This window comes from Bacteroides sp. BFG-637 (assembly GCF_024793605.1).
Taxonomy (GTDB): Bacteria; Bacteroidota; Bacteroidia; order Bacteroidales; family Bacteroidaceae; genus Bacteroides; species Bacteroides vicugnae.
On sequence record NZ_JANUPD010000002.1, the window covers coordinates 5903578 to 5920246 of the forward strand.

The 16669-nt window shown below is 40.8% G+C and carries 12 protein-coding genes and 5 pseudogenes; 5 read left to right on the top strand and 12 right to left on the bottom strand.

Features of this window, described 5'->3' with window-relative positions; translation table 11 throughout:
* Positions 1-28: 28 nt before the first annotated feature.
* The 4 genes and pseudogenes from NXX38_RS23320 to ald all read left to right on the top strand — a co-directional run bounded on the left by NXX38_RS23320 (position 29) and on the right by ald (position 7082).
* Positions 29-3377 (top strand): annotated as a pseudogene (locus NXX38_RS23320) (SusC/RagA family TonB-linked outer membrane protein).
* Positions 3378-3389: 12 nt separating this feature from the next.
* A pseudogene (locus NXX38_RS23325) lies at positions 3390-4728 on the top strand (RagB/SusD family nutrient uptake outer membrane protein).
* Positions 4729-5162: 434 nt separating this feature from the next.
* Complete coding sequence (locus tag NXX38_RS23330; RefSeq protein ID WP_258981341.1) at positions 5163-5846, top strand: WG repeat-containing protein; 684 nt, start codon at positions 5163-5165, stop codon at positions 5844-5846.
* A 129-nt stretch (positions 5847-5975) separates the two neighbouring features.
* Positions 5976-7082 (top strand): alanine dehydrogenase, encoded by a 1107-nt coding sequence (gene ald / locus NXX38_RS23335; protein WP_099147204.1) that lies wholly within the window; start codon positions 5976-5978, stop codon positions 7080-7082.
* A 160-nt stretch (positions 7083-7242) separates the two neighbouring features.
* Here ald and NXX38_RS23340 read toward each other — a convergent pair whose 3' ends face one another.
* The 7 genes and pseudogenes from NXX38_RS23340 to NXX38_RS23370 all read right to left on the bottom strand — a co-directional run bounded on the left by NXX38_RS23340 (position 7243) and on the right by NXX38_RS23370 (position 12739).
* Entirely contained in the window at positions 7243-8187 is a 945-nt protein-coding gene (locus tag NXX38_RS23340) for a nitronate monooxygenase family protein (protein ID WP_148364812.1), read from the bottom strand.
* 73 nt (positions 8188-8260) lie between these two features.
* The gene (locus tag NXX38_RS23345) at positions 8261-8986 is read right to left on the bottom strand and encodes a DUF4858 domain-containing protein (RefSeq protein WP_008648769.1); all 726 of its coding nucleotides are present in this window, start codon (positions 8984-8986) and stop codon (positions 8261-8263) included.
* A 178-nt stretch (positions 8987-9164) separates the two neighbouring features.
* Positions 9165-9689: a DUF4943 family protein gene (locus NXX38_RS23350; protein ID WP_074559124.1), complete on the bottom strand. Its 525-nt coding sequence runs from the start codon at positions 9687-9689 to the stop codon at positions 9165-9167.
* A gap of 11 nt (positions 9690-9700) precedes the next feature.
* Positions 9701-10751, bottom strand: a pseudogene (locus NXX38_RS23355) (PorT family protein).
* Complete coding sequence (locus NXX38_RS23360) at positions 10735-11286, bottom strand: RNA polymerase sigma factor (RefSeq protein ID WP_004300758.1); 552 nt, start codon at positions 11284-11286, stop codon at positions 10735-10737. Before NXX38_RS23360 ends, NXX38_RS23355 begins: the two are co-directional and overlap by 17 nt.
* Positions 11287-11505: 219 nt before the next feature.
* Positions 11506-12354, bottom strand: a complete 849-nt coding sequence (gene nadC / locus NXX38_RS23365) for a carboxylating nicotinate-nucleotide diphosphorylase (RefSeq protein WP_004314515.1) — start codon at positions 12352-12354, stop codon at positions 11506-11508.
* On the bottom strand, positions 12347-12739 hold the full coding sequence (locus NXX38_RS23370; protein ID WP_148364809.1) for a DUF4783 domain-containing protein: 393 nt from the start codon (positions 12737-12739) through the stop codon (positions 12347-12349). Before NXX38_RS23370 ends, nadC begins: the two co-directional genes overlap by 8 nt.
* Before the next feature lie 127 nt (positions 12740-12866).
* Here NXX38_RS23370 and rlmH point away from each other — a divergent pair, with 127 nt between their 5' ends.
* Positions 12867-13340, top strand: a complete 474-nt coding sequence (gene rlmH / locus NXX38_RS23375; RefSeq protein ID WP_074559125.1) for a 23S rRNA (pseudouridine(1915)-N(3))-methyltransferase RlmH — start codon at positions 12867-12869, stop codon at positions 13338-13340.
* A 19-nt stretch (positions 13341-13359) separates the two neighbouring features.
* Here rlmH and NXX38_RS23380 read toward each other — a convergent pair.
* The 5 genes and pseudogenes from NXX38_RS23380 to queC all read right to left on the bottom strand — a co-directional run bounded on the left by NXX38_RS23380 (position 13360) and on the right by queC (position 16662).
* A pseudogene (locus NXX38_RS23380) lies at positions 13360-13958 on the bottom strand (nucleotidyl transferase AbiEii/AbiGii toxin family protein).
* On the bottom strand, positions 13913-14212 hold the full coding sequence (locus NXX38_RS23385; RefSeq protein WP_004311349.1) for a DUF6922 domain-containing protein: 300 nt from the start codon (positions 14210-14212) through the stop codon (positions 13913-13915). Before NXX38_RS23385 ends, NXX38_RS23380 begins: the two are co-directional and overlap by 46 nt.
* 77 nt (positions 14213-14289) lie before the next feature.
* A pseudogene (locus tag NXX38_RS23390) lies at positions 14290-14930 on the bottom strand (HD domain-containing protein).
* A gap of 37 nt (positions 14931-14967) precedes the next feature.
* Positions 14968-15423 carry a preQ(1) synthase gene (gene queF / locus NXX38_RS23395; protein ID WP_004304260.1) on the bottom strand — a complete coding sequence of 152 codons (456 nt, stop codon included), beginning with the start codon at positions 15421-15423 and terminating at the stop codon, positions 14968-14970.
* A 579-nt stretch (positions 15424-16002) separates the two neighbouring features.
* Positions 16003-16662: a 7-cyano-7-deazaguanine synthase QueC gene (gene queC, locus NXX38_RS23400; protein WP_004300765.1), complete on the bottom strand. Its 660-nt coding sequence runs from the start codon at positions 16660-16662 to the stop codon at positions 16003-16005.
* Positions 16663-16669: the final 7 nt, after the last annotated feature.

Below are 16669 nucleotides of genomic sequence, written 5' to 3' on the forward strand. Positions count from 1 at the left end.
AAATCAATCACTTTAATTATCTATATTGATGAGAAAAAAATACTTATACGTTCTTATATGTTTTCTTGTTAGCACGTTGGCTACAGCCAACGCTGTTAACCGCACAATCACCGGAGTCGTTATATCCGGTGAAGACAATGAACCTCTAATCGGTGCTTCTGTATATGTTAATGCAGACGATTTGAAAAAAGCTGGAGTATCACAGACTTCTCTAGGTACTATCACTGATATGGATGGCAAATTCTCCATTTCCATTCCGGAAAAGGTGACCAGACTACATTGTAGTTATATAGGTTTTGAAGAACAAAATATCGTGTTGCAAGCTGGAAAAGATACTTATCGTATTGTCCTTCAAGCTTCCATCACACACACTAGGAGACGTAGTAGTAACTGGTTATCAAGAACTGGAACGTCGTAAACTGACTGCTGCTATTGCTAAAGTAGACGTTACAGACGGAATGGTAGGCGCAGCAAAAAGTATCGACCAGGCATTAGCCGGACAAGTTGCGGGGGTAGCCGTTACGACAACTTCCGGCGCACCGGGAGCTCCTGCACGTATTCGTATTCGTGGTACAGCTTCATTGAATGGAACACAAGACCCGTTATGGGTATTGGATGGAATACCTTTGGAGGGGACTGATATTCCTGAAATCAACAAAGACAACGATAATGACATCGTAAATATGTCGCAATCTTCTATCGCAGGGTTGAGTCCAAACGACATTGAAAGCATTACGATATTAAAAGATGCAGCTGCTACTGCCATCTATGGCGCACGTGCTGCAAATGGCGTAATTGTGGTAACAACCAAAAGAGGAAAAACTGGAAAACCTGTTATTAACTTCAATACTAAATTGACTTATACCCCTAACCTCAACACTTCACGACTCAACTTACTAAACTCGGAAGAGAAAGTCGATTTGGAACTTCAATTATTGAAAGAAGCACGATTTGACATATTATGGGGGTTAACAGATCCGATAGCAGTATTTCCTGAAAAAGGAAAAGTTGCCGCGATCATGAAGCAATATAACTTAATAGACATCTATAAAGAACAGGGCTGGAACGGACTGACACCTGAAGCCCAAAATGCTATAAACAAACTGAAAACAATCAATACAGACTGGAATGATATATTATTCAGAGATGCTTTCACACAAGAATATAACTTTAGTATTTCCGGTGGTAGCGAAAAGGTTACTTATTACAATTCCCTCGGTTATGTAAAAGAAAACGGAAATGTACCTGGCGTAAGCATGAGTCGTTTTAACCTGACCAGTAAAACCTCTTATCAAGTCAACAAAATGTTAAAAATTGGAATGTCTATTTTTGCCAACAGACGCAAGAATAACACATTTATGACTGACACTTACGGACTCATCAACCCAGTATATTATTCACGTATCGCTAATCCTTACTTTGATCCATTTGACGAACAAGGAAACTACCTTTACGATTACGACGTAGTCAAAAGTAGTGAAACAGATGAAAAGCAAGGCTTTAATATATTCGAAGAACGAGCAAACACAAATAAAGAATCTGTCACCACAGCCATCAATTCTATCTTTGACGTTCAACTACGTTTTAACGATCAGTGGAAAGTTTATTCACAGATTGGTGTGCAATGGGATCAATTGTCTCAAGAAGAATATGCCGGGATAAACTCATATAATATCAGGAATATACGTGAAAACAATAAATATTGGAAAAATGGCGTACAAACCTATCTTATACCGGAAGGAGGTATGCTTAAAACAACTAATAGCACAACCTCACAACTCACATGGAAAATCCAGGGAGAATACAAAAATACATTCGGTGATATACATGATATACAAATAATGGCCGGCTCGGAAATCCGTAAAAACTGGGTAGACAATCAAGCCTCAACCGGATACGGATATGATCCCAAGAAACTGACATTCCAAAATCTCATATTTAAAGATGAAACACAGGCTAATGATTGGAATCTAAAAACCAAGTCATACAAGGAAAACGCTTTTGCTTCTTTCTTTGCCAATGGTTCATATACTTTAATGAATCGTTATACATTGGGAGGAAGTGTACGCATGGATGGTTCTGATTTATTCGGAGTAGATAAGAAATATCGTTTCTTGCCAATCTATTCGGTAAGTGGCTTATGGCGTTTATCTAATGAATCGTTCATTAGACAATACAAATGGATCGATAATTTAGCCCTTCGTCTTTCTTATGGCTTACAAGGAAATATTGATAAGGGAACCTCTCCATTCCTAGTCGGAAAATATGATAATGTGAGCATTTTACCTGGCTACAGTGAAGAAAACATTATTATCAATAGTGCTCCCAACAGTAAATTACGCTGGGAAAAAACAGCATCTTACAATCTAGGAATAGATTTTTCTGTACTCAATCAAGCCATCAATCTTAGTGTAGATTACTACTATAGAAAAGGAACAGACTTAATTGGTTCTAAAGCATTAGCTTTGGAAAATGGATTCACTAATATGTCTATAAACTGGGCTAGTATGGAAAACAAAGGTGTCGAAATAAACCTGCAAACCCGTAATATCACCACTAAAGACTTCTCTTGGTACACAACTTTCAACTTCGCATATAACCAAAATAAAGTACTAAAAGTACTTACAGATAAAAACCAAGTGACTCCTAGCTTGGAAGGATACCCCGTAGGTGCAATCTTTGCATTGAAAACCAAAGGTATAAACCCCGAGACTGGACAAATCTATCTTGAGAATAAAGAGGGGAAAGCTGTCACTGTAGAAGAATTATTCAGAATGACATCGAATGAAGACGGACTTGGCACTTACCAAATAGGGCCGAATAGTGAAGAACAAAGAGATTTCTACAGTTATATCGGAACGTCAGATGCTCCCTATACGGGCGGTTTTCTAAATACGTTCAATTACCGCAATTGGGAACTGAATTTGAATTTTTCTTATAATTTTGGAGCACACGTAAAAACAACTCCAAGTTATAATGTATCTGACTTAGATCCAGGACGCAATATGAATAGAGACATACTGGATAGATGGACACCGGAAAATAAAACAGGAAAATTCCCTGCATTAGCAACATACAACTACAATCCGGCTGACTACTACTTGTTCAGTACTCGAAATGATATTTACAGGTCATTGGATATCTGGGTGAAGAAGTTAAGTTTCGTACGTTTACAAAATATACGTCTTGCTTACCGGGTTCCATCCGAATGGCTACATAAACTAAGTATCGGAGGAGCAACTGTAGGCTTAGAAGCTCGTAACCTATTTGTTATCAGTTCAAACTACGATAATTATATGGATCCGGAATCAATGGGTAACCTATACTCTACTCCAGTTCCTAAATCTATTACATTCAACCTGAGTCTTAACTTTTAAAAAAAATAGATTATGACAAAGAAAATATATTATATATTCACATTAATAGGAAGCCTACTATTATCTTCCTGTGATAGTTATTTGGACATACAACCAGTAGGCCAAGTAATTCCTAATACATTGGCTGAATACAGAGCTTTATTCACAACAGCTTACAATACTGTACTCAATGACAGAGGAATATGCGAAATCAGGACAGATATCGCAACCATATTACAGTCTGACGCCACTTCAAAAAATGCTTTAGGAGATGTTGAGAAATGGAATGATGTTAATCCGAATGCAAGTACGAGACAATTTGGCTGGGCGGCCTATTATACCAATATCTATTATGCTAACGCAATCATTGATAAAAGAGATGAAATATCAGAAGGAAGCCAAGAAGATATTAATCAATTAGTTGGAGAAGCTTACCTTATGAGAGCATATATGCATTTTATATTGGTTAATCTTTATGGACAGCCCTATACAGCTGCCGGAGCATTAGAAACCAAGGCGATTCCTCTAAAACTCAATACTGATTTAGAAGAAATACCATCACGAAACACTGTAAAGGAAATATATACCTCTATATTGTCTGATATAGAAACAGCACGGAAGCTGATTAACAAAAAAGAATGGGAAGTTCAATATTCATACCGTTTTTCAACATTGTCAGTAGACGCAATGGAGTCACGGGTATATTTATATATGGGTGAATGGGCCAAATCTTATGAAGCTTCGGAACGTGTATTAGCTGGAAAATCGACATTAGTGAACTTGAATGATGAAGGAGACAAACTTCCTAATGAATTTACATCCATAGAAATGATCACTGCCTATGAGGTTTTCCCGAATAGCGATTATGCCGGATCACTCCTACTTTACCCTTCATTTTTGCAAGAATATGAGGAAGGAAAAGATCTACGCCCAAACAAGTACTATAAAGTAAATCAAAATGGGAATTATACTTCCAGCAAAAGTGGTGAATCTAAATTCAAATGTACTTTCCGTACCGGAGAACTTTATCTAAATTCAGCCGAAGCTGCTGCACATTTAAACAAATTACCAGAAGCACGTACCCGGCTCTTGAAACTAATAGGAGAATCGTTATACATCAGAAGGCTATGAGCAGAAAAAAAATGAAATAAATGCGATGAGCCAAGAAAAGCTAATCACAGAAATTCTGAAAGAACGTGCTCGTGAGCTTGCTTTTGAAGGACATCGCTGGTTTGATTTACGCCGAACTACCCGGCCGGAAATCAAAAAAGTAATTGAAGACGTAACCTACACACTTGTACAAGATGATTCCCGTTACACATTGCGTATTCCACAAGATGCAATTGATGCTAATCCAGGACTTTTAAACTAATAACAGGCATCCTTCATATAAACTGTCTGACAATAGACTAAAAGAAGCTCTCCTTACCTAAAACGTAAGGGGAGTTTTTTTTAGTCTATCTACTAACCACTTCACATTCTATCTACATATCTCATTCATCGCAAAATCTTTATCCCTCAAATATATTGTTCTTTAACAAGAAATCCATATCTTTGTAGCGACTTATTACGATTAATAACGTAGAAGCGTTTAGAATATTATCTCTATTCAGAATCTGGTAAATTCTTTAATTGGGGAGATAATGGCAACTAAGCGTTCACGTCTTTGTTATATACAAGGGCGTGGACTCTGTTGTTCATTTCCCAATAGGTTTACCAGAACCTTGAATAGAATGAACTAACGACGTCCACGCTTCTCTTGTATATAATGGTATCCGGACGCTTACCACACAAACAATAAGAAAAATGAGCAACACTATTACAAAGTTCTTTGCTTCTTTTTTAGCTTATGGGGTAGCTAATAAGAAAAAGCGTTTTTCGGCAATTGGCCGTTTCTCCGAAGGATTGGCTCCCGTTAAAGGAAAAATCCAATGGGGATACATCAATAAAGGATATGACGTTGTCATCCCTCTAATGTATGAACGGGCTTTCTCTTTTAAAGAAGGATTAGGAATGGTAGTACTCAATTCCCAATACGGATTCATCGACCATACCGGACAGGTACAGATTCCGTTTAAGTACGCAGCCGCTCACTCGTTTGAGCAAGAATGCGCACGTGTATGCCATGATGGATTATGGGGACTGATTGACAGACAAGGAAACTACATTCTTCCACCGACTTACAGTCAAATAGAACAATTCGCGGAAGGATTAGCTCTCGTCTCGCTACACAACAAGATAGGATTCATTAATAAGAAAGGAGAAGTCGTCATTCCCCTGGAATATGATAATGGATGCTCTTTCTCTGAAGGATTGGCTGCTGTCTGTATTGAAAGTCAGTCGTCCAAGTGGGGGTATATAAACAAAGACAACCAAGAAGTACTTCCTTTTAAGTACGATATTGCAGAACCCTTTTATAACAACATAGCTCGAGTGGGTCTCTATGGAAAAAGCATGAAAATCAACAAGCAGGGCAGTGAATGTCTATAAAATAACCACTCTACGCATTTATTCATCTCAACACGCGAGGCATTCTGTTCTAAAACATCCCCTTACGAATAACAACGTAAGGGGATTTTTCGTACATTCGAACATGTTAAATCTTTAATACGTAACATTATGATTATCGGAGTACCAAAGGAAATCAAAAACAATGAGAACCGTGTTGGCATGACACCTTCGGGGGTGGCCGAAGTGGTAAAACAAGGGCATCGGGTATTTATCCAACATACAGCGGGAATAAATAGCGGTTTTCCGGATGAAGCATATCAAGCTGTCGGCGCGCATATCCTGCCAACAATAGAAGACATTTACGCCACTGCCGAGATGATCGTAAAGGTGAAAGAACCGATAGTCACCGAATATAACTTAATTAGAAAAGGACAGTTACTATTCACTTATTTCCATTTTGCTTCCGACCGGGAGTTAACTCTTGCCATGCTCTCCAACAAATCAATATGCCTGGCTTATGAAACTGTAGAAGAAGCAGATCACTCATTGCCTTTATTAATTCCTATGAGTGAAGTTGCCGGACGTATGTCTATCCAGGAAGGCGCCCGTTTTCTGGAAAAACCGCAAGGTGGAAAAGGTATTCTTTTGGGAGGCGTGCCAGGTGTTAAACCTGCTAAAGTATTAATTTTAGGAGGTGGAGTTGTAGGTAGCAATGCCGCACAAATAGCTGCAGGAATGGGGGCAGATGTCACTATTACAGATATAAATCTGGCACGTCTGCGCTATTTGAGCGAAACACTGCCGAAGAATGTAAAGACATTGTACGCATCCGAACTAAGAATCAGAAAAGAATTACCGGATGTTGATTTAGTTGTCGGTTCTGTACTGATTCCCGGTGATAAAGCACCACATTTGATTACCAAAGAGATGCTTTCAATGATGCAGCCCGGCACAGTATTAGTGGATGTGGCAATCGATCAGGGAGGATGTTTCGAAACGTCTCACCCGACTACTCACAGCGCACCGACTTATATTGTAGATGGAATTGTTCATTATGCAGTGGCTAATATTCCGGGAGCTGTACCTTACACTTCCACTCTTGCACTGACTAATGCTACCCTCCCCTACGTAATGGCTTTAGCAAATAAGGGATGGAAAAAAGCCTGCAAAGAGAATCCAGCATTAGCACTCGGATTAAATATCGTAGAAGGAAAAATCGTTTATAAGGCCGTAGCCGACGTATTTGGTTTGAAGTACGAACCTGTCAGCCTATAATTTCACCACAGAGGACACAGAGGACACAGAGTTCTTCTCTCTCTTTCCGTAAGTAAAACAGAGCGATAAATACGATTCTCAATACGTGAGACTCTGTGTTACTAAAAAGATTAAACCTCTGTGTCCTCCGTGTCCTCTGTGGTGAAATAGAAATTATCATTTATCTTTCAAACAAATATTTCTTCTCCACCGCCTGCCAATAAGACTCAACCAATTCGTTCATCACCTCTGCCACCGACTGTCGACGGGATATTATTGCCGAAACCTGACCTATCTCCAGTTCACCTTCTTCCAAGTCTCCTTCAAACATACCTTTCTTTGCACGTCCTTTTCCTAGCAAGCTTCGTAATTCTTCAGCAGAAGCACCACTATCTTCAGCCTTCTCCACCGCTTCGCGGAAAGCATTCTTTACCAAACGCGTCGGAGCCAGCTTTTTCAATAACAACTTAGTATCTCCTTCACCGAGACTCAAGCAATAATCCTTAAATACCGGACTCGCTGAACTCTCGTCAGTCAGAGCAAAACGGGTTCCTATCTGCACACCTTCGGCTCCCAATACCATAGCAGCCAGTATTCCTTCTCCTGTGCCGACACCTCCTGCAGCTATCAAAGGCAATGTTGTAGCCTCACGTACAGCGGGAATCAAACAGAAAGTCGTTGTCTCTTCGCGTCCATTATGCCCTCCGGCTTCGAACCCTTCTGCCACTACCGCATCTACTCCGGCCTCCTCACATTTTACAGCAAAACGGGAAGAAGAAACAACATGAACAACCGTTATTCCACGCTCTTTCAACCACCCAGTCCACGTTTTCGGGTTTCCGGCAGAGGTAAAAACAATCTTCACTCCCTCTTCCACCACAATATTCATAATCTCTTCTATCTGAGGATACATCAAAGGAATGTTTACACCAAAAGGCAATTTCGTGGCCGCATTACATTTACGGATATGCTCGCGTAAAGTCTCCGGATGCATGGAACCGGCACCGATCAATCCCAGTCCACCGGCATTGCTCACAGCAGAAGCAAGACGCCAACCGCTGCACCACACCATGCCACCTTGAATAATAGGATATTGAATACCCAGAAGAGAAGTAATTCTATTCATAACCAATAATTTATCTATGTGTTAATAGGTTGACATGAGCGCATTGCTACATCAACACATCATTATAACGCCTTCAACGGGCAATCTGTTCAATTGGTTTATTTATCAACACAGTGGTAGAGTCTCCATAAGTTCTCAACACTTCCAATGTGCGGGCACGGTTATCCCGTCCCGTCTTATTCCAAAAATCTTTTGTAAAGACAGCCATCAGGTCAAGTCCGCCAATAGTTCCACCATTGATATACACTCCACTCCCACCAAACAAGGGAATAGGTGCATCCATCACTACCGTGTTCACCATCATTCCGTTAGCACGTTCACCCAACTGGCGGAAACGTACCCCACTCGCCTGTATCTCATCCAACGACTTACGCATTCCCTTTGCCATCGGATTGCGTGCCCAGTTTGAATAAGATCTTTGATGGCGTATCTCGTAGAAAGGATCACCCCGCCAGGTATTTTTATCGATCTTTATCTTCTTCTGATAGATGGGATCCCAGTTATAGCGGGTATTTGCTTTATATGGCATCAGAGTCAACATCACTTTCGGTTTAGGCAACGCTTCAGGAAGCGATTCGTCAGGCATCATCCAGCTTTTCTCCTCCGACATCCGGGGAGTACCCACTGCGCTTCCGAAATCAATCGACTTCACAGCATCCATATTTAAATGCAACTCCTGGTCACTCTCCAGCAATTTCTTCAAATGCAAAGAATCTTGCGCCGTCCATACTTGCGAATATGCAAATACAGCGGTCAGGCACAGTGCCATCGTTGTTATAACCCGTTTTAATCCATCCATCCTTTTTACTCTTTCATTACCTATATTTCGGAGCACTTCATATACATTTTGCACGTATGAGAAGCTATCTTTTGAGCGTAATAATCCCCCTGTCAGCAGCAAAAGACTACTGATACAAACAAATGTTCCCACATGAATGTTTCCTATTTTTTACTTTCCGAAGGCTCCTCCCCCTTTATTACCACCAACGATAACCCGATCCACAAAGCGGCTCATCGTAGCACGGATCAATTGTCCATCTCGTTTTCGGATATTGGCGTTCTTCCCACCAACTACGATAACAAGCGGCTGCATCGAGTACTTCCTCATCGGTCAGGAAATAGATTGCTTCATAATTTTCAGCATTCGCCAATACCATTTTGCAACCTAATGACGGAGGTGTGCCCTGACGGATAGATTCAATCACCCAAAGCATACACTCACCCAACCGAATCTTACCGTTGTTCATATTGTAAACCGACGGAAAAGAAGGGATAATAGTCAGATCTTCCGCATATTTTAAAAGTTCGGGAATGTCCTCTTCCGTGAAATGAGGAACTTCCACTACTCCTTTATCATTCTTCATCTTATACGTACCCGCCTTCAATTGTTTCACAAAAAGGGCAACGTCCGGATTGTTATAATCCATTTCTTCGCTGGTGCATCCTGTAAAAGATACAATCAGGCAAACAGCCATCCACAGCATTAGTAGTGTTTTTTTCATTTTCATAAGGATTAATACGTCATGCGAAGTCCGCAAAGTAAATTAAAATTAGTCGGCCGTTTCGTTCGTACCGTAGCCAATTTCGAATCTGTCTTGAAATGATGCGAAACTCCGGGTTCGGCAAAAACAGCAAGTCGGTCATTAATCTTATAGTTGATTCCAATACCGGCAGTCACTGCCAGCTGGATAGGTTCTTCTTTAAAACTGTTGTCCGGTGCACCGGCAATACATTTATCGGCTATTCCTCCCACAGTAGCATAAAAGTCGATTTTCTTCGTATCTACCAACGTCACGTTCACTTTAACGGGGATCCCCAGATAGTGCAAGTGCTGCCCTGCAGAACGGAGGTTCGAATAGAGCAGTCCGGTTTCTATGCCGAGAAAATCGTTCAACTTACGTTCTACCGTCACCCCTGCGGAAACCGGCATTTTATAAGTACCATTATCTGCCGGAAGTGCTGTACCCACTTGAACTTTCATCGCCCAGCGATGCTTTTTCACCGCTTTGGGTTGAACCGTATTGACATTCGACTGTTCTTCCGGAGCGACAGATGACTCTGTATTACCGTTTGTTGCCTGCCAATAACCATTATGCCCCTGATTACCATATTGGTTGCCATTTCCCGTAGAAGTAGTGGAAGAAAAAGAAAACGACATGGAGAAAGTGATAGGAAAGAGAATCTTCTTCCTCTGTATATTGCGACAGCATACCGTAAGATTTCGGAGCCGGTTTCGGCAACACCGGTTCTACCGGCAGCGGTAACTGATTGACGCGTATTCCATCTCCATCCATCTGTCCTCCATTCGTCACGGCTATCTTTGTAAATGCTTCTTCCATATCTTCCTTTGGAGAGAAATACAAGAAAGTAGCCGACGAGGCTGCCAAAACGAGCAATACAGACGCCGCAGCCGCCACACGGAAGAGCAGAATCCGGCGACGATGCTGGCAAGCCACAGGAATTTCCTGCGAGAGCTCTTCCCAAAAGCCATCCCGTACACTCATCCCGGCATCAGCGAGACGTGTGCGAAACAGATCGGTTATTTCATCATTTTCTTTCTTCATGATTCCTATACTCTTTAATTCTTTTTGCTAACAAATATTTGGCCCGGTGCAACTGCGAAGTAGATGAATGCTCTTTAATGTGAAGCATCTTGGCTATCTCCTTGTGCGATTTCTCTTCAAACACATAAAGGTTGAAAACGGTTCGGCAACCATCCGGCAATTCGGCAATAAAAGCCATCAACTGCTCTTCGGATATTCCAGCCCCTCCTCCCGAATCCGATATATCCGGTATATCGGGAAGCTGCTCTTCATGCACTACCAACTGGCTGACTCGTTTCTCCCGTCGCAGGAAATCGAGTGATTGAGTGACCATCACCCGGGTGATCCATGTACAAAGTGAAGACTCACCCCGGAACGAGAAGTTGGTAAAAATCTTGATGAAACCGTCATGCAGTACATCGTGCGCCGCATCCATATCGCCCGTATAGCGGAAACATACCGCCAGCATCTGTTTGGAATAGAGGGTGTAAAGTTCCTTTCGGGCTGAATCCTTTCCTGCCCGACAGCCCTTTATCAGTTCTATCTCGTTTTCCAAAGTCAATTACTTTTTTTAAAATCGAACGTATGTCTGCGTCGTTTGCTTATTAGACGCGAGAGTTTGAGGAATGCTGCAAGGAATATTGCTAAAAGAAGTTAAAGAATACGATTCACCACAGAGGACACAGAGTACACAGAGGAACAATGATAGGAAATTCTTCCTATAAAATAAGTTTAAATCCTCTGTGTACTCTGTGTCCTCTGTGGTGAAAAAAAATCAGCACGCTTTGAAACTCATATCCAGTCCTTTCACTGAATGAGTCAAAGCTCCTACAGAGATGAAGTCTACGCCACATTCGGCATAGTCGCGGAGCGTATCAAAGGTGATACCACCCGAAGATTCAGTTTCGTATTTACCTGCCACCATCTCTACTGCTTTCTTCGTCATTTCGGGAGTGAAGTTATCAAACATGATACGGTCTACTCCACCGAGATCAAGAACTTGCTGCAGTTCGTCGAAGCTGCGGACTTCTATTTCTATTTTCAGGTCTTTGCCTTTTTCCTTGCAATATTCTTTGGCACGGGTGATGGCTTTGTCGATACCTCCGGCAAAGTCCACATGATTGTCTTTCAGAAGAATCATGTCGAACAAACCAATACGATGGTTTACTCCGCCACCGATTTTCACAGCCATTTTTTCGAGGATACGCATACCGGGAGTTGTCTTGCGGGTGTCAAGCACACGGGTATTTGTACCTTCCAACACCTTTGCATATTTACGGGTCATTGTTGCAATACCGCTCATACGCTGCATCACGTTCAACATCAGGCGTTCGGTTTGAAGCAAAGATTGCACTTTTCCTTCCACTACCATTGCTACGTCACCCGGTTTCACTTCTGTTCCGTCATTGATAAACACTTCCACTTTCATGGTAGGATCGAAACGGTTGAAGATTTCTTTAGCAACTTCGATGCCAGCCAACACACCGGCTTCTTTGATAAGCAATTTTGATTTTCCCATTGCCGTAGCGGGAATACATGAAAGGGTGGTATGATCACCATCACCTATATCTTCTGCAAAAGCAAGATCGATCAACTTGTCGATCAGTTCTTTTTCCTTATTCATTGATCTTGTCAATTCTTATTTGATGTATTAAATATTGATTCTGCACTTTCTTCAGGAAACAGTTCACACGAAAGTTCCCATTAGTAGTAGCCAACGTACCGATAACGAAACTTGATTCATCCCGTTTTCCCTGATGGTTCACGTTAAATCCGCTGACTTTATTCTTCGTAAAGAATTCCTGCATGGTAGCTGTTGCTTTCTGTTTGTCAACGTTTGTCGAGCGACCTTGGAGCACCAAGTTTACCTTGTCCCCCATATACTTACTCAGCTCTTGCGAGCTTCCTCTTTTAAATGCCGTTATCACTCCTGCCGGTATCTCCTGCGCCATCAGCAACGAGAGAGAAAGAAGCAAAGCGGTCATTCCTGCAAGCACTCGTTTTTTCATAAATACAAGCTTTTAAGTTGAAGTTTAAAGCTTTAAACTTTCAACTAATGATAGGCAAAGGTAAGCATTAATTGCAGAATAACATAAAAAATGCCTATTTTTGTGCAATAATCAGAATTGTAAACGTATGAAAACAACCCTGCTCGTCGTAGGACGAACCGTAGAACAACACTATATAACTGCGATCAACGACTATATCCAGCGTACTAAACGCTATATCACTTTCGATATGGAAGTGATCCCCGAACTGAAAAACACCAAGAGCCTTTCAATGGAAGTGCAGAAAGAAAAGGAAGGGGAACTGATACTGAAAGCTCTTCAACCGGGCGACGTGGTGGTATTGCTCGATGAGCACGGAAAAGAAATGCGTTCTCTGGAGTTCGCCGAATATATGAAGCGGAAAATGAACACGGTCAACAAACGACTGGTATTCATTATCGGAGGGCCTTATGGCTTTTCTGAAAAAGTTTATCAAGTGGCACACGAAAAGATTTCAATGTCCAAGATGACTTTCTCACATCAGATGATCCGGCTGATATTCGTTGAGCAGATTTATCGGGCGATGACTATATTGAATGGAGGGCCGTATCATCATGAATAGTAACTTATCTCATATACTATTATAAACGAGACAAAATAGACTTTTTAATTTCGTCCCAAGATACATCCACAAACATATAAGGCATTGGCTCCTCCTCCGCATCTTCAAAATAAGCTAAACTTTTCATAGCCATAAAAGAAGATGAGTCAGGATATTTTTGAGAATAGAAATCCAACAGATTTTTCAATGAATACTTTTTCAACAAAAAGTATTCATTGAAAAATCTGTTTTAGTACCTCTCCCTTCAATAGCAGTAATTTTCATTGCCGCAATATCTCTAGGACTTGCCAAACGTATCCCATCTTTATATACGACATCATCAAGCCAAGGATAAGTATAGTTCACGATATCTATTTTAACCTCATTCAATACGTAAATGTGTATATTCTTAGAATCATTTAAGATAGTCAGTGTCCCAAGTGTTCGCAAAGCTTCCTTCAAATCTTGAGAATCTACATTAATCTGACCAAAAAAATCCAAATCGACCGACTTTCGATGTCCTAATTGCAAAGCTAATGCAGTACCACCGACTAGACGAGTATTACAAAGTACAGGTAACTGTTGCAACTGTTTTAAAAGTTCCAGTGTTGTGGATTCGACCGTTGATAAGTGTAACATCTAAATTGTTCTTTAGGAGTTTGTGAAATGGCAGAAAGATAAGCTAAAGCCCGAGGCTCCAATTCACGAAACCCTTTAGCTATTTCGACGATTCTCCCAAGTCCATAATATTGTTTTACAATATTCCAATCTTGCAACATACCATATTCAAGCACTCTCTTTATTATATATTGTGAATGCTTCTCCATATCCAAATCATCTTTATTGACATCCCAAAAAAGATATGTTGAAAATCGAGTAATATATTCTTCCATTATCTATCGTATTGCAATCCTTAATATGACAAAGATAAAAATAAAAAATGAATCGAACGCAAGCTAATAGCTATATTTCACAAAACTGTATTATTCTCTTCTTCATAGATTTTATTAAAAACTCTACAAAGTTTTTTTCATCCGCAATTAGTTGACGAAGTTCTGCCAACCGTCCGGCATTATCCGATTGGGATATCCACAACTTCAGATACCCTCCTTCTGCATATTTATCAGTAAGATGTTTCCGAAAACGGGCGTATTGCTCTTCTTTATCCATCTCCGGATAATGAGACAGCCCATATTGTACGGTACGACGTAAAGTGACTTCGGGATCAATAATTCGGTCAGCCTCGGCAACAATCATTCCATAGATTGTTCTGGGAGCCTGTTTATTAGAAGCCCGATGATCTTCTATCGCCTCTTTCATCTGCAACAGCTGCTCATCCGTAAACCAACGCCGCAAAGTTTCGTCCGCTAGCAACACTTTGCCGGAGGTTATATGATGAAATTCACGTCCTTCGTATAATCCCAGGTCATGATAAGCAGCAATGACATAAACCATCGAATAATCGACTTCATAATGTGCCGCTAATTTCAGACTTTCCTCCATAACCTTTTCTACATGGTCTATTTGATGCGCTTTATCAAAGTTAGCGTATTGAGGGATAATACTTTGCCGAACATAGTTTTGCAATTCAACAGGCACATGATGAGTCATATTCGATATTTTTAGCAAGTGAATTCCTTTATTTTTATTATTCCCGATTCATCAAACGATGTTCTGCCATCTGTTCGAACTTTGTTCCCGGACGACCATAATTGGCATACGGATAAATGGAAATACCACCGCGAGGAGTAAATATCCCGGTTACTTCTATGTATTTGGGATTCATCAACCGGATAAGATCTTTCATGATGATATTCACACAATCTTCATGAAAGGCTCCATGACTGCGGAAACTGAAAAGATAGAGTTTCAAACTCTTGCTTTCCACCATTTTTATATCAGGAATGTAGCTGATACGTATTTCGGCAAAGTCCGGCTGTCCGGTAATAGGACACAGACTTGTGAACTCCGGGCAGTTGAAACGTACCCAGTAATCATTTTCAGGATGCTTATTATCAAAGGCTTCCAGTACTTCAGGAGCATAATCTTGCTTATACTCGGTTTTTCTTCCTAACAAGGAAAGTTGGTCTTTTAATTCAGTCATTGCACTCGTTAACTACAACCTCTACCCTAAACAAAAAAATGCATTTCCTCTTTCACCTATCACCGTTCAGCCTCAAACGCTTTATTCATCGAGGTTTCAGTGGTGAAAGATTCATTTTACAACCTATCACCGCATCTATCACCTATCACCATCAACTCTTAACCCACGTTTGCTTTCTCCTCATCTTACTTGTTACGGTGAGTTTCATTGCCTGAAACAATGTGTTTCCCGTGCTGAAACAAAGTGTTTCATTACTTGGAACAAACTGTTTCAAGCCTTGAAACTATAGTTTCAAGCGTTAGAAACTTTAGTTTCCTACCGTTGAAACTCTAGTTTCTCACCGATGAAACAACAGTTTCATGCTGTTGAAACTAATCTAAGCCTATACGTTCCGGATAGAAGCTACTACCATTTATTAATTAGAACGTACCGGTGACAGCAAGTAGTGACAGCAAAATATCAAAATTAGCTGCTGTCACTACTTGCCGTCACAGACTAGACATTTCATAATAAAGTACTTACCTACAACAATGTGACAGATGACAACAAAAAATGCATTTTAATCTCTATGTAGAGATATTATTGATTCTTACTTTTTAAATATTTCTCCAATCCCTCCCGACGTAGTGTACAAGCCGGACAGTGTCCACAACCATCTCCCTGAACGCCATTATAGCAAGTCAGAGTCTCGGTGCGAATCAGTTCCAGCACTCCCAGTTCGTCGGCCAATGCCCATGTTTCTGCCTTATCAATCCACATCAAAGGGGTATGAATCACAAATTGTTCATCCATAGCCAGATTGAGAGTTACATTAAGAGACTTAATAAAGGCATCACGGCAGTCGGGATAACCGCTGAAATCCGTTTGAGAAACTCCCGTTACCAAATGATTAATACCACGTTCACGGGCATATACCGCCGCGATACTTAGAAAAAACAGATTACGTCCCGGAACAAAGGTATTGGGAACGCTATCTGCTGGTTTTTCCTGATCCATCACCATCGTAGTATCGGTCAATGAATTGTGACCTAACTGTCCGATAAAGGAAACATCCATCACATCAAATTCCACTTCTGCTTTCCGGGCTATCTCCCGTGCAAGCTCCACCTCTTTCTGATGCTTCTGACCATACAGGAAGCTCAAGGCATATACTTTCTTAAAGTTGCGTTTTGCCCAAAACAAACAAGTAGTAGAGTCCTGTCCACCGCTAAACACAACCAATGCTGCTTCTCTATTCATATTCTAT

Bases quoted from the DNA above. Each gene is read 5' to 3' on its own strand.
- NXX38_RS23330 (WP_258981341.1), top strand. From the start codon at position 5,163: ATGAGCAACACTATTACAAAGTTCTTTGCTTCTTTTTTAGCTTATGGG.
- ald (WP_099147204.1), top strand. From the start codon at position 5,976: ATGATTATCGGAGTACCAAAGGAAATCAAAAACAATGAGAACCGTGTT.
- NXX38_RS23340 (WP_148364812.1), bottom strand. From the start codon at position 8,187: ATGAATAGAATTACTTCTCTTCTGGGTATTCAATATCCTATTATTCAA.
- NXX38_RS23345 (WP_008648769.1), bottom strand. From the start codon at position 8,986: ATGGATGGATTAAAACGGGTTATAACAACGATGGCACTGTGCCTGACC.
- NXX38_RS23350 (WP_074559124.1), bottom strand. From the start codon at position 9,689: ATGAAAAAAACACTACTAATGCTGTGGATGGCTGTTTGCCTGATTGTA.
- nadC (WP_004314515.1), bottom strand. From the start codon at position 12,354: ATGAATAAGGAAAAAGAACTGATCGACAAGTTGATCGATCTTGCTTTT.
- NXX38_RS23370 (WP_148364809.1), bottom strand. From the start codon at position 12,739: ATGAAAAAACGAGTGCTTGCAGGAATGACCGCTTTGCTTCTTTCTCTC.
- rlmH (WP_074559125.1), top strand. From the start codon at position 12,867: ATGAAAACAACCCTGCTCGTCGTAGGACGAACCGTAGAACAACACTAT.
- NXX38_RS23385 (WP_004311349.1), bottom strand. From the start codon at position 14,212: ATGGAAGAATATATTACTCGATTTTCAACATATCTTTTTTGGGATGTC.
- queF (WP_004304260.1), bottom strand. From the start codon at position 15,423: ATGACTGAATTAAAAGACCAACTTTCCTTGTTAGGAAGAAAAACCGAG.
- queC (WP_004300765.1), bottom strand. From the start codon at position 16,662: ATGAATAGAGAAGCAGCATTGGTTGTGTTTAGCGGTGGACAGGACTCT.